This window comes from Alcaligenes sp. HNGD-HTN06, from assembly GCF_049932565.1.
Lineage (GTDB): Bacteria > Pseudomonadota > Gammaproteobacteria > Burkholderiales > Burkholderiaceae_B > Alcaligenes > Alcaligenes ammonioxydans.
In genome coordinates, this window is record NZ_CP187782.1 from 1,054,277 (window position 1) to 1,067,705 (window position 13,429).

Below are 13,429 nucleotides of genomic sequence, written 5' to 3' on the forward strand. Positions count from 1 at the left end.
CCAGCATGGGATCTCCTCGACTCATCAAGAAATACCCCAATCGTCGCTTGTACGACACACAGGCCAGCGCTTACATCACCATGGTTGATGTCAAGCAGCTGGTGCTGTCCGGGGAGGAGTTCGCGGTCGTCGATGCCAAAAGCGGCGAGGACCTGACGCGCAGCATTTTGCTGCAGATCATTCTTGAGGAGGAAAGCGGGGGTATCCCCATGTTCTCCACTCCTGTGCTGATGCAGATCATCCGCTTTTATGGCAATGCCATGCAAGGGGTGATGGGCTCGTATCTGGAAAAGAATATTCAGGCATTCATGGAAATTCAGGAACGCATGACCGAGCAGTCCAAGGGGATGTATGGTGGCCAGTTTGGCCCTGAGGCCTGGGCGCAGTTCATGAGTGTGCAGGCCCCGATCATGCAAACTGTCATGAACAGCTATATTGATCAAAGCAAGAATCTGTTTGTTCAAATGCAGGACCAGATGCAAGATCAGACCCGGCAAATGTTTTCGGTCTTTCCCTTTGCGCCACCGGGCAAAGACACGAAAGACTGATTGTTCAGTCCACCCGTGTTTTAAACGGGGTGTGTTGGCTGAGCACTTCCTCATAGCGGGCCACATGGCCCGCTTCTTCGTGCAAAAACGCATCAATTGCTTGAGCAAAGCGAGGGTCTGCGATCCAGTGAGCGGAGCAGGTCGGTGTGGGCAACAGGCCGCGCGAGAGTTTGTGTTCCCCTTGTGCGCCACCTTCAAAAAAGCGCAGTTGCTGCGCAATGCAAAACTGAATCGCCTGGGTATAGCAGGTCTCAAAATGCAGGCCGGGTACGTAGGCAGTACAGCCCCAATAACGTCCGTACAGGGTGTCCTTGTCGCGTAGCGACAGGGCGCAGGCAAGATATGCTCCCTGTTGGCGTGCCAGAATCAGTACCAGGGACTCGGGGATCTGGTCGCGCAGGCGGGCAAAGAAGTCTCGGTTCAGATAGGGATGCTGGCCACGCTCCTGGTAGGTATTGGCGTAGCAGCGGTAAAAAAAATCCAGATCCCGCTCGCTGATTTCCAGGCCCTGTTTGTGCTCAAACGATAGACCTTGCTCGTAAACCTTGCGGCTGTCCTGCCGTATTTTCTTGCGTTTCTGTTGGGTTAGCGAGGCCAGAAAGTCCTCGTGGCTGGCGTAATCGCGGTTCTGCCAGTGAAACTGCACATCCTGGCGCATCATGAAGCCCGCGTGTTCCAGAGCCCACCGGTCGTCTGCGTGAGGGAACAGCACATGGACAGAGGACAGTTGATTGCTGCGCGTCAGTTCAATGAGCTGCCGTGCCAGCAAGACGCGATCTTCTGGTGTACCGGCCAGCAGACGTGGGCCGCTGACAGGCGTAAACGGAACCGAACACAAGAGCTTGGGGTAGTAGTCCAGACCATGACGTTGATAGGCCTGAGCCCAGCCCTGATCAAACACGTATTCCCCCCGGGAGTGATGCTTCAGATACAGCGGCACGGCGCCGCACAGAGTCGCACCACGATGCATCAAGAGGTAATGCGGCGACCAGCCTGTCTGAGGGGTGACGCAACCGCTTTCATGCAAACTTGTTAAAAAAGCATGGCTGACCAGCAGATGGTGGCCCGACAAGGTGTCCCAGCCTGCCGCATCGAGCTGGTTCAGTTGCGTGCAAAGGGAAAATTGGAGTGATTCTGTGCTGTCCATGGCAATCGGGGCGGTGGTGAGCCTATTGTGAAACAGAGCAGGGCATACGTCCTGAGGGCTTTGTATACTAGCCAGCGTTTTATGCAAAGGGAAGGCTTGTTTGGCATCGGTGCCCAAACGGGTTCAATTAGAGACATTCATGAAGAAAATTGCCGGTGCGTTGGGCCTTGCGATCATGCTGGCGACCTCAGCTCAAGCAGGCCCGGCCTGTGAGTATCTGCGTCATTACGTGGCTTTGGAGCCGCAGTCGGGTGCCGAGCTGCAGATGCAAGATGAGCAGGGAGCTTGTCGTGTTCACAATGCCCAATGGTCAACAGGGTATTCGTCGATGCTGCTGGCCTTTGATGAGCTGGTTTTGCAAGATAAGGGATTGGCCGATTTTTCGGGGCAGCAAGATATGCCTCAAGCCATAGAAATGGCGATCAGCGGTATTTATGTTTTGACGGGGCGGCTGCCGGGGCAGGACTACATTATGCGCCTGCAAGCCAAGCCGATGGATTTTTCGCTTAAATACCACTGGGACCCAGCCTCGGCCCATCTGTATCTGGAGCAGCTTCGGTTGCGCAGCCAGTCCCTGCGAGAATTTCGGGTTCAGGCGCAGTTTGGCATTGAGTCCGCAGCGGGACGCGCCTTGAGCCAGAGCGAGCTTGAGCAGGCGCAACTGAAAAGCCTGAGGCTGTATCTGGACAATCAGAATCTGATTCAATCCATGGTCATGCCAGTTGTGGTGATGAGCATGAGCATGGATGAGGACCCGCGTCCCTCTATTGATAAGGCTTTGCTGGCGGCGCGCACCGCCGTGCGACTTATGCCTGACTCAGTGGCTGATCGGGACAGCCGCCATGCCTTGCTGGCATTTATTGGGCAGTTGCCCGCTCCGCAAGGGCGATTGTCCTTGGATGTCAAGATGGACCCGCCGTGGTCCATGGTGCATCTGGGGCCAGGAGTGTCTGTTGAGGGGGTGCGGCAAATGCTTTCTGGTCTGAGACTGCACGCGAAGTTCGAGACGGGGCAGACCCCGGCTGTGTATGCCTGGCTGCGCGATCATGTGCGGTCCGGTTTGCAGTGGTTGGCACAGCGAAAGACGGCGGTAGCGCCGTAGTGGTCGCTGAACGTGCTGGTTCGTCAAGGCTTTGGGGACGGCCAGGGGGCAGGCCATACGACAAGCCATACGCTTGTCAGGTGATAGGCAGCAGATGATTGCCGGAAAATAAGGACAAAAAAAACCGCCGCATAAGCGACGGTTTTTTAAATTTGGTTGCGGGGGCAGGATTTGAACCTACGACCTTCGGGTTATGAGCCCGACGAGCTACCATGCTGCTCCACCCCGCGTCAGAGAAGTAACTATAACATAGTTTTTGATTATGTACATAGCATGGCGTGTTTATTTCATTTTTATGCCTGAGGCGCCCTGCACGGGGAGGTGTGGATAAAAGGGTCTTTCAATTTTCTTGCGTCTTGCCGGTCGCAATGGTGTAATACATAGTGTGCTTACAGGTTCAGTCGGTCTGGCATTTCTAAAAGCTCAAACGCGCAAGCGGCTTCCTGTATAGCGACCAGCTCTTGATAGCTGGCATCTGGCTGTGATAGCAGTCGGCTCCCCTACTAGGCGGGATGTACCGGCAAAACGAATTTCTCTGTTTCTGGCTTTGTTTCAGGTGTAGGCAATCGATAAGCCTTGTGGTGCTTGCTAGGTGTAGCGCTGCAGGTGTTTGATTGTGCCGACCTGAATTGTGCCCCGATCAGTTATTGCCCCAAACGTTGTTGTGCTGTTTTCGCGGTCCTGAATGTGGAGCGCCAATTCAAATCCAGTCCGATAGGGCTTGCGGACGTACTCATCATCAGCATGTGTGCTTACACAAAATTGTTTATCGCTTGTAATGCGGCCGTGTCGGGTTTGAACCGGGGGCGTGTATGGGCGCGCGCGTCTTTAGCGGTATCCGCCTGTTTGGCAGCGATGGCGGTTGGTGGGACACGGCTGGCAAGCATGACAGTTCGCCTGCGTGTTGCAACAGGGATCGCGCCTGCTGCTTTGTGCCAGCGCGCGCAGGCTGCGGTGCATCACAAGGCGGACCCGAACGGCGGGCAACAAAAAAGCCAGCACAAATTGGCTGGCTTGATTGATTCTGCTAAGCAGTTCCGGGTGATGGTTGCGGGGGCAGGATTTGAACCTACGACCTTCGGGTTATGAGCCCGACGAGCTACCATGCTGCTCCACCCCGCGCCGGAAAAAATAGATATTAACATGGAATTTTTGCTTTATGCAAGTATCGCCAGAAAGTGAGGCTTCCCAGCAGTGACCGAAAGTGAAATAATCCGAGTCCTGGAGACGGCTTTGCTGTGTGCGCAGCAGCCCATGAACAGCGCCGAGTTGCGCAAGATGTTCGTCTCCCCGCCGCTGAGCGCAGATGATCTGCGTCGTTATCTGGCCATCTTGCAATTGGATTGGAAGGAGCGTGGCCTGGAACTGGTTCAGGTTGCCTCGGGTTGGCGCTTTCAAAGTCGCCCGGCCATGCAAGTGTTTTTGTCCCGCCTGAGTCTGGAGCGCGCGCCCAAGTATTCGCGGGCCGTGCTGGAAACCTTGGCGATCATTGCTTGGCGGCAACCCGTTACCCGCGGCGATATCGAGGATATACGTGGCGTTAGCGTATCGACTCAGATTGTGCGGACGCTGGAAGATCGGGGTTGGATTGAAGTGCTGGGCTATCGTGATGCGCCCGGTCGCCCTGCATTGCTGGGCACGACCCGTCAGTTTCTGAATGATTTGGGTTTGCGCTCTTTGGATGAGTTGCCCTCGGTTGAGACCTTGGATTCTCTGGATGCATTGGCCTCCTTGCCCAATGGTCAGCCGTTGGTGTCGGCTGACCCGCCACAGGAGCAGGGGGCGGATCAAGAGCAGAGCCAGCCCCTGGGTCCTCAGCAAGAGGCGGATCTTCGGGACCAAAGTCAGGAACAAGTGGCAGGGCAGGCGCCCGCACCCGCTGGGGTGCAGCCGGCTGGCTCCCAGGCAGAGCAGGGCATAGAACAAGAAGCAGAGCAGAGCGCTGCTTTGGAAGAGGGTACGGAGCCGCTACAGGTCTGTGCTGCTCAGCTTGAGCTGGAATCCGAACCGGGTTCCGAGTCAGGCAATCAGGACAATTGGCTTGGGGGGGCCTCAGAAGCGGGGTCGCCACAAACGGAACAAGCTGAAGTGAATATGACACCGGACTCCTTGGATGAGGCCCAGGCTGCGGCTGGCCTATCGGATACACAGGTACCGGACGAAATAAAAAAACTCTGGAGTAAATGATTAAAAATGACTGATTCGCACGAGACGAACACAGCCTCCACGTCGGATACCGCTGGCGCGGCCGACCCCAAGAATCCCCGCGCGAAAGGCCAGGGGCGCAAATTGCGTACTCCGTTTCGTCGCCGTCGTGGTGACGCGACCCAAGAGTCTGCTCCACGCCAGAATGACGAGGCTCAGACGAGCGCTGCCGGTGAGGTCAAGGCGCGTCCGGCCCGCCCACAAAATAATCGCCGCAAACCTGCGCCTGCTGGCCGTCGTCAGGACGCGCGCGGCGGCCCCGGCAAGCGTTCTGGCACTGCCCAGCCGGCCCGTTACTCGAACCCGGCTGATGATGCGCCAGTCGTGATTCTGGACGGTGATGATGACATCGCATTCAGTCATCTGGACAAGCAAAATCGCCTCTCGCAGCGTCTGGGCAAGTACATGGGCAGCGAGCTGGTGCAACCAAAATTGCACAAAGTGCTGGCTGAAGCCGGTATTGGCTCACGCCGCGACATGGAGGAGTTGATCGTTGCGGGACGGGTTTCGGTAAACGGCGAGCCCGCTCATATCGGGCAGCGCGTGAGTGCAGATGACAAAGTGCGTATCAACGGTCAGTTGATCAATCGTGCCAATACCAAGCGCCCTCCGCGTGTGATTCTCTATCACAAGCCAGCGGGTGAAATTGTGACGCATGATGACCCCGAAGGCCGTGCCACGGTGTTCGGTCGCCTGCCTTCGCTGAAAGTGGGTAAGTGGCTGTCGGTCGGTCGTCTGGACTTGAACACGGAAGGTTTGCTGATCTTCACCACGTCCGGTGATATTGCCAACCGCATGATGCATCCTCGCTACGGCGCCGAGCGTGAGTATGCTGTCCGGGTCTTGGGTGAGCTGAGCGAAGAGCAGATGCAGTCCATGCGTGATGGTGTTCAGCTTGAGGATGGTCTGGCCAAGTTTGGCATGATCGAGTTTCTGGGTGGCGAGGGCAGCAATCGCTGGTATCGCGTCACCATTCACGAAGGGCGCAACCGCGAGGTGCGTCGCATGTTTGAAGCCATGGGCGTGACGGTGAGTCGTTTGATTCGAACCCGTTTCGGTGACGTGAGTCTGCCCAAGAGCCTGCGTCGCGGTCGCTGGGAAGAGCTGGATGCGGACGTTGTGATGGCATTCATGTTGCGCCTGGGTCTGATGAAAGAGTTGGATGAAGATGGCTCGCATCAGCGTCGTGAGCGTCAGCCGCTGTCGCATGACAGCGCTTTGCCCCCTGGTTTCGGTACGCTGGAACACAATGGGCTGAGCGGTGCGCGGATTGGGCGTGGTGGTCGACTGGCCAGCGGGCGTGGTCGTTCTTCCAACAATGTGCGCGTTAACGAGTCCGTCAGCGGTGCGCTGTTTATCAGTGGTGGTCTGGCTAACGGCCATCCTGATGGTGGGCGTCGTGAGCAAGGCGGCCGTGAGCGTACCGGAAACGGACGGGGTGCGCCCCGCGCCACCCAAGGTGGTCGCGGTCCGCAGCGTGGTCGTACGACAGAAGGACGTTCCCTGGAAGGTCGTGCCCCGGACAATCGTTCACAAGAGGGGGCGCGCGCTCATGCTGGCCGCCGTCCGGCGCGTGGCGAGCTGCCTCGCGGTGAATCTGCTCGTGGCGGTCATGCCCGCGGCGCACAGGAGGGGCGGGCGCCTTCGGCTCGTCGCGGCACTTCGGAACGTGCTGCTGCCGGGCAAACAGCCAAGGTTCATGTGAAGAAAACAACAGTCGTGCGCCGTGTCAGCCGTCGTGATGATGACTGGCAACCGGCCGGCTCGGCTGCTCACGAGTCCCATCTGGGGCGCGGGCGCCGGTAAAGCCGGATCTCGCGGTCCTTGAGTTTGTGGCCCGAACCCTGCGGTTTGGGCCTGTAAGGCCGTGTGAATGCACGTATTTTCCGGTTTTCTGGTAGAATATAGAACTTGGCTCAGAGACATTTGTGTCGGCTGGGTCTTTTTTGATGCTGCGCGCCAGCGAATAGGGCGGCCTTTCAAGGCAAAGGCCGCATAAATCATCCGGTTCGGTTGCGCCTGCAACCATTCCGAGTTTGACGTTGGCAATGCGCAAGACCAGGGCCCGCTTGACCCTCAAGTGAGCATGGTTACCATGGGCTGGCGTACAGCCCATTTTTTTTGGATTTTATGGCAGACATTCTAGCTTTGGCACAAGAGACCCTAGCGGGTACTGAGTACGAACTGGTGGACGTTGAGCGTGCGCCGCTTGGCTTGTTACGCATCGTCATCGATCACCCTGAAGGGGTACGTATCGAGCACTGTGAATGGGTGTCTAAACAATTATCGCGCGTTTTCGAAGTGGAAAACGTGGACTACAAACGCATGGAAGTGACCTCTCCGGGGGTGGATCGTCCCCTGTTGCGGATTGGCGATTACGTGCGTTTTGCCGGCAGTCGGGTGCAGGTGCGCCTGCACGAGGCTATCGACAATCGGAAAGTGTTTGTGGGTACGCTCCACGCTCCCGAAGGGGCGCTACCGGCTAGTGTTCCGCTGGATACCGTTTTTAGGCTGGAACTGGACGAAGCATCGGGCAAGCTGACGCAGGTCGAATTCACCTATGACCAGGTGGATCGTGCCAAATTGGATCCCGTTCTTGATTTCAAGGGTAAGAAGCGATGAGTCGCGAAATTCTATTGCTGGTCGATGCGCTGGCGCGTGAAAAATCTGTAGCGCGTGAAGTCGTGTTCACCGCGCTTGAAAGCGCTTTGGCCTCGGCCATGAAAAAGCGCTTCAAAGAAGATGTTGATATCCGAGTGGAAATCGACAGGGAAACCGGCGCCCATGAAGGGTTCCGGCGCTGGCTGGTCGTGCCCGACGAGGCTGGCCTGCAAGAGCCCGACAAGCAGGAAATGCTGTCGGATGCCCAGGAAATCGACCCCGATCTGCAAGTGGACGATTACATCGAAGAGCCGCTCGAGCCTATCGAGTTTGGTCGTATCGGTGCCCAGGCGGCCAAACAGGCCATCTTGCAAAAAATCCGTGACGCCGAGCGCGAACAGGTCCTGAACGACTTTCTGGAGCGTGGTGAAACCATTGTCTCTGGCACGGTCAAACGTATGGACAAGGGCGACGCCATTATTGAAATGGGCAAGATCGAGGCGCGTTTGCCTCGCTCGGAAATGATCCCCAAGGAAAATATCCGTGTGGGCGATCGAGTTCGAGCCTGGGTGCAGAAAGTGGATTACGCCGCGCGTGGTCAACAGGTCATCTTGTCGCGTACCGCTCCTGAATTTATCAAGGAACTGTTCGAGAACGAGGTTCCCGAGATCGAACAGGGTCTGCTGGAGATCAAAGCAGCTGCCCGTGATGCGGGTGTGCGCGCCAAGATTGCCGTGATTGCTTACGACAAGCGTATCGATCCTATCGGTACGTGTGTGGGGATGCGTGGTTCGCGGGTGACCGCCGTGCGCAATGAGCTGGGCGGCGAGCAGGTCGATATCGTGTTGTGGGCGGATGATCCGGCCGAGTTTGTGATCGGCGCTCTGGCTCCGGCACACGTCGAGTCCATTCTGGTTGACGAAGACAAGCACGCCATGGACGTGGTGGTCGATGAGGAAAACCTGCCCAAGGCCATTGGTTCGCGAGGTCAGAACGTGCGTCTGGCATCGGAGCTGACCGGCTGGCAGATCAACATCATGACACCGGAAGAAAGTCGCAACCGTCAGGACGAAGAGCGCGAGGAACTGCGTGCCACCTTCATGTCCCGTCTGGATGTGGACGAAGCTGTGGCCGATATTCTGATCGACGAAGGATTTACTGGTCTGGAAGAAATCGCTTATGTGCCGTTGCAGGAGTTGCAGGAAATCGAAGCCTTTGACGAGGAAACCGTCAACGAGCTGCGTGCCCGCGCCCGTAATGCACTGCTGAGCGAGGCCATTGCCAAGGAAGAGCTGGTACAGACCGCGGTCAAGGAGCTGGCAGGAGTCGAGGGCATGACGCCCGAGCTGATCGCTGTCCTGGCCGAAAACGAGATTACAACGCTGGATGAACTGGCGGAACTGGCAACGGACGAATTGTCCGAGATGACCGGCCTGGCGCAAGATGCGGCCAGCGAGCTGATCATGCGTGCCCGTGCCCACTGGTTTGACGACGAGGCCTGATATGTCTAGCTAGGTCCCGCGCGTTGTATTCATTAAGAATAGTTGTAGTAAAGCAAGAGAGAGTCGAATGTCGAGTAACACTGTCGCCCAGTTCGCTCAAGAACTGAAAATGCCTGCGAATGTTCTGCTGGAGCAGTTGCGTAGCGCAGGTATTGAGCTCAAATCAGTGGATGATGCCATCACTGATTCGGATAAGGCGAAGCTGCTTGAATCGTTGCGCCGCTCGCACGGCAGTCAGGAAGGCAACAAGATCACCCTGACTCGCCGTCAAACATCGGAGATCCGTCAGGATGACGGGTCGGGTCGCTCCCGCACCATTCAAGTGGAAACACGCAAAAAACGTGTGTTTGTAAAGCGTGATCCGTCCGAGCTGGTGGCAGAGGCCAATGCGGCATTGGCGCAGGAAAATGCGAAAGAGCAGGCCGCCCAGGTGGCCAGCCAGGAAAAACCGGCTGTTCAAGCGGCGCCTGCCGCTCCTGCCAGTCAGCCTGCTGCGCCTGTCGCTGCGGCCCCCGAAGCGCCTGTGAAGGAGCCCGCCGCGCCTGTCGAGTCCAAGCCAGAGCCCAAGCCTGAGCCTGAACCCGAAGTGCGCACCGCGCCTGAACCGACTCCTGTTGCTGAGCCCGCGCCTGAACCGGCTGCTCCTGTGGAGCCCGTTGCGGCTGCCCCGGAAAGTCCAACCCAACCCGAGCCCAAGCCTCAGGAACCCGCGCCTGCCGCCAAGGCAACCGCCCCGGCGGCGGCCACCCCTGTTCAGCAAAAGACTGAATCGGCTCCCTCTCCTACGGCACAAGAAAAGCCGGTGGAACCTACTAAATCTGTAAACGACGCCCGTCAAGCTAACTCTGTGAATAAAACTCAGCACCCTCAAGGGACTAAAACGCCCACATCGACTGCAAAACCACGGGATGTGGCTGCCACCAGCCCGCGCCGTGCCGCGCGTGGCCCGGTGATTCCTCCTGTTGCCGCCGATGTGGAGCAAGACCAGGATCGTGATCGCGCCCGTAAGGCCGCAGAGGCAGAAGCCGCTGCCTTGCGCGATATGTTGAATCGTCCTCGTAAAGTCTTGCGCGCACCCGAGCCGGAAGCTGACACCAAGACAGCGGCCAAGGGCGCTCAAAAGAAAGACGTTAAAGGTTCCAAGGTCGAAAAAGTCCCGGGTAAACCCGTCAAGACGGACAGCACGCCAGGCTGGACCAGCGATGCCAGCCGCAAGAAGCAGCCTTCCAAGGCGGATGTGGCGTCGGCCGGTGCCGGTGGTGGTCGCGAAGGCTGGAAAGCCAATGCCAAGGCCGGTCGAGGCAAAGGTGGCCGTGGTGGCCGCAACGCTCAGGCCGAGCGTCGCGAACCACAAGTGGCAGAATTCATTGCCCGTGAAGTGCACGTGCCTGAAACCATTTCGGTCAGCGATCTGGCCCACCGTATGGCGGTGAAAGCTGCCGAGGTGATCAAACACCTGATGAAGCTCGGTCAGATGGTCACCATCAACCAGGTGCTGGATCAGGAAACGGCCATGATTCTGGTCGAAGAGCTGGGTCACAAGGCCATTGCTGCCAAGCTGGACGATCCAGAAGCCTTCCTGGTTGATACGGACGCGCAAAACGATGCTGAACTCAAGCCCCGTGCGCCTGTCGTAACGGTGATGGGTCACGTTGACCACGGTAAGACATCGTTGCTGGACTACATCCGTCGCGCCAAGATTGCCTCGGGCGAAGCCGGTGGTATTACGCAGCACATTGGTGCCTACAACGTCAAGACAGCACGTGGTACAGCCACATTCCTGGATACTCCCGGTCACGAGGCCTTTACAGCCATGCGTGCCCGCGGTACTAAAGCCACTGACGTGGTGATTCTGGTGGTGGCCGCCGATGACGGCGTGATGCCTCAGACGCGTGAAGCGATTCACCATGCTCGCGCCGCCGGCGTGCCGCTGGTGGTGGCGATCAACAAGATCGACAAGCCCGAAGCCAACCCAGAGCGCGTCAAGCAAGAGCTGGTGGCCGAGGAAGTGGTGCCCGAAGAATACGGTGGCGATGTGCCCTTTATTCCTGTGTCGGCCAAAACAGGCCAGGGTATCGACGAATTGCTGGAAAACGTGCTGCTGCAAGCTGAAATGCTGGAGCTCAAGGCACCCGTTGACGCTCCTGCCAAGGGAACGGTTATTGAAGCGCGCCTGGACAAGGGTCGCGGTCCTGTCGCCACCATTCTGGTGCAAAGCGGCACCCTGAACCGTGGCGACAGCGTGCTGGTTGGCGCGTCTTTCGGTCGCGTACGTGCCATGCTGAATGAAACGGGCAAATCGCTGACGTCGGCTGGTCCTTCGATTCCGGTGGAAATTCAAGGTTTGACCGAAGTGCCTGCCGCTGGTGATGAACTGGTGGTGATGGCTGACGAGCGCAAAGCCCGTGAGATCGCTCTGTTCCGCCAAGGCAAGTTCCGTGATGTGAAACTGTCGCGTCAACAGGCCGCCAAGCTGGAGTCGATGTTCGACAACCTGGGCGAGGGCATGCAGACCCTGTCGCTGATCATCAAGACCGACGTACAGGGCTCGCAAGAGGCGCTGGTGCAGTCGCTGGTCAAGCTCTCTACCGACGAAGTGCGTGTAGTGGTAGTACACGCTGCCGTGGGTGGCATCTCCGAGAGCGACGTTAACCTGGCGATTGCCTCCAACGCGGTGGTGATCGGCTTTAACGTCCGTGCCGAGCAAAGCGCCAAGAAGCTGGCCGAAGCCAACGGCATTGATCTGCGTTACTACAACATCATTTACGATGCGGTCGACGAGGTCAAAGCAGCCCTGTCTGGCATGCTGGCTCCTGAGCAGCGTGAAGAAATCATCGGCATGGTTGAAATCCGCGAAGTCTACAACGTGTCACGTATTGGTAACATCGCCGGGTGTATGGTTACCGAAGGCGTGGTACGTCGTGATTCGCAGGTTCGCCTGCTGCGCAACAACGTTGTGCATTGGACCGGCTACCTGGACTCCCTGCGCCGCTTCAAGGACGATGCCAAGGAAGTGCGTTCCGGCTTCGATTGCGGTATTACGCTGCGCGGCAACAACGACATCCAAGTGGGCGACCAGCTTGAGATCTTCGAGATCAAAGAGATCGCCCGGACACTGTAATTTATGGCACGACACAAGTCCAAACCAAACCCAGGGCGCAATCTGCGCCTGGCCGACCAGATCCAGAAGGATCTGGCGGTCTTGATCCAGCGCGAGATCGACATGAGCCGCGCTGGTCTGATTACTCTGACCGGCGTGGAGCTGTCTCCGGACTACGCGCACGCCAAAGTGTTTTACTCGGTGCTGGGCGCCGAGCCTGAGGTCGCCCAGGCGGCCCTGACCGAGAAAGCCGGTTGGTTGCATTCCCTGCTGTTCAAGCTGCTGCATATCCATACCGTTCCTACTCTGCATTTTCATCACGACCGGCAGTTGGAGCGGGGCATGGAGCTCTCCAAGCTTATCGACAGCGCCAACCAGGCCGATAGCGAATTGACTGGCTCTGCGTCCAAATCGGACGAGCCGGACGAGCAGCCCTGACGCGGCTGTTGTTTCTTCACGGATTGACACACAATGGCTACGCGAAAACGCGGGCAGTTGATTGATGGTGTGCTGCTGCTGGACAAGTCCGACGGGATGTCCAGCAACCACGCTTTGCAGCGTGCTCGCCGCACTCTGGATGCCCGCAAAGCTGGCCATACTGGAACCCTGGACCCGTTTGCAACGGGCCTGCTGGTTTGCTGTTTTGGCCGGGCTACCAAAATTTCCGCCACGATGCTGGAAGCAGACAAAGCCTATGAAGCTACCTTGCAGTTTGGACAAGAAACCGATTCAGGTGACTTGACCGGCAATGTGGTGTCCCAGGCTCCGGCAGAGTTTGCCGGCGTCACCCTCGAGGCGCTGGAGGCAGTATTGCCTGCCTTTCGAGGACCCATTACGCAGGTGCCGCCCATGTATTCCGCGCTCAAGCGCGATGGCAAGCCCCTGTATGAATATGCCCGTCAGGGTATAGAGCTGGAACGTGAGGCACGACATCTCGTGATTCACGATTTGCAGGTGCAAGACTTTACGCCGCTGTCGGCACGTTTGTTTGTACGTTGCAGCAAGGGAACCTATATCCGGACCCTGGCGCAAGATATCGGACGTGCTCTGGGGTGTTTTGCCCATCTGACGGCCTTGCGCCGGACAGAATTAGGACCTTTTCATATCGACGATGCCTACACCCTGGACGGGTTGCAGGCGATGGAAGACCCGATGTCGGCCTTGCTGGCCATCGAGAGCTTGCCTACCGAGATTTTGCCCAAAAAACTTCAATCAGAAGGATGA

Annotated in this window: 10 protein-coding genes and 2 tRNA genes; 9 read left to right on the plus strand and 3 right to left on the minus strand. The window is 57.7% G+C overall.

Going from position 1 to position 13,429, the window contains the following annotated elements; genetic code table 11:
* The first annotated feature begins 5 nt into the window (after nt 1-5).
* On the plus strand, nt 6-548 hold the full coding sequence (gene phaR, locus ACOZ42_RS04825) for a polyhydroxyalkanoate synthesis repressor PhaR (protein ID WP_426345609.1): 543 nt from the start codon (nt 6-8) through the stop codon (nt 546-548).
* Nucleotides 549-552: 4 nt separating this feature from the next.
* On the opposite strand, the gene ACOZ42_RS04830 is transcribed toward phaR, so the two are convergent.
* The gene (locus ACOZ42_RS04830; protein ID WP_426345610.1) at nt 553-1,695 is read right to left on the minus strand and encodes a GNAT family N-acetyltransferase; all 1,143 of its coding nucleotides are present in this window, start codon (nt 1,693-1,695) and stop codon (nt 553-555) included.
* A gap of 139 nt (nt 1,696-1,834) precedes the next feature.
* Between ACOZ42_RS04830 and ACOZ42_RS04835 the strand changes: the two genes are divergently transcribed.
* Nucleotides 1,835-2,797 (plus strand): hypothetical protein, encoded by a 963-nt coding sequence (locus ACOZ42_RS04835; protein WP_426345611.1) that lies wholly within the window; start codon nt 1,835-1,837, stop codon nt 2,795-2,797.
* Between the two features lie 153 nt (nt 2,798-2,950).
* On the opposite strand, the gene ACOZ42_RS04840 is transcribed toward ACOZ42_RS04835, so the two are convergent.
* Nucleotides 2,951-3,027 (minus strand) — tRNA-Met (locus tag ACOZ42_RS04840).
* 815 nt (nt 3,028-3,842) lie between these two features.
* A tRNA-Met gene (locus ACOZ42_RS04845) sits at nt 3,843-3,919 on the minus strand.
* Between the two features lie 72 nt (nt 3,920-3,991).
* Here ACOZ42_RS04845 and scpB point away from each other — a divergent pair.
* From scpB to truB, 7 genes are all read left to right on the plus strand, one after another.
* On the plus strand, nt 3,992-4,984 hold the full coding sequence (scpB, locus tag ACOZ42_RS04850) for an SMC-Scp complex subunit ScpB (protein WP_426345612.1): 993 nt from the start codon (nt 3,992-3,994) through the stop codon (nt 4,982-4,984).
* Between the two features lie 6 nt (nt 4,985-4,990).
* Nucleotides 4,991-6,808, plus strand: coding sequence for a 23S rRNA pseudouridine(2605) synthase RluB (gene rluB / locus ACOZ42_RS04855; RefSeq protein ID WP_240209064.1), 1,818 nt, complete (start codon nt 4,991-4,993; stop codon nt 6,806-6,808).
* Between the two features lie 324 nt (nt 6,809-7,132).
* On the plus strand, nt 7,133-7,624 hold the full coding sequence (rimP, locus tag ACOZ42_RS04860) for a ribosome maturation factor RimP (RefSeq protein ID WP_003802469.1): 492 nt from the start codon (nt 7,133-7,135) through the stop codon (nt 7,622-7,624).
* Nucleotides 7,621-9,105 (plus strand): transcription termination factor NusA, encoded by a 1,485-nt coding sequence (gene nusA / locus ACOZ42_RS04865; RefSeq protein ID WP_003802468.1) that lies wholly within the window; start codon nt 7,621-7,623, stop codon nt 9,103-9,105. The genes rimP and nusA overlap by 4 nt, the downstream gene beginning before the upstream one ends.
* Before the next feature lie 67 nt (nt 9,106-9,172).
* Nucleotides 9,173-12,226 carry a translation initiation factor IF-2 gene (infB, locus tag ACOZ42_RS04870; protein WP_003802467.1) on the plus strand — a complete coding sequence of 1,018 codons (3,054 nt, stop codon included), beginning with the start codon at nt 9,173-9,175 and terminating at the stop codon, nt 12,224-12,226.
* Between the two features lie 3 nt (nt 12,227-12,229).
* Nucleotides 12,230-12,643, plus strand: a complete 414-nt coding sequence (gene rbfA / locus ACOZ42_RS04875) for a 30S ribosome-binding factor RbfA (protein ID WP_003802466.1) — start codon at nt 12,230-12,232, stop codon at nt 12,641-12,643.
* A gap of 33 nt (nt 12,644-12,676) precedes the next feature.
* Nucleotides 12,677-13,429, plus strand: coding sequence for a tRNA pseudouridine(55) synthase TruB (gene truB / locus ACOZ42_RS04880; RefSeq protein ID WP_003802465.1), 753 nt, complete (start codon nt 12,677-12,679; stop codon nt 13,427-13,429).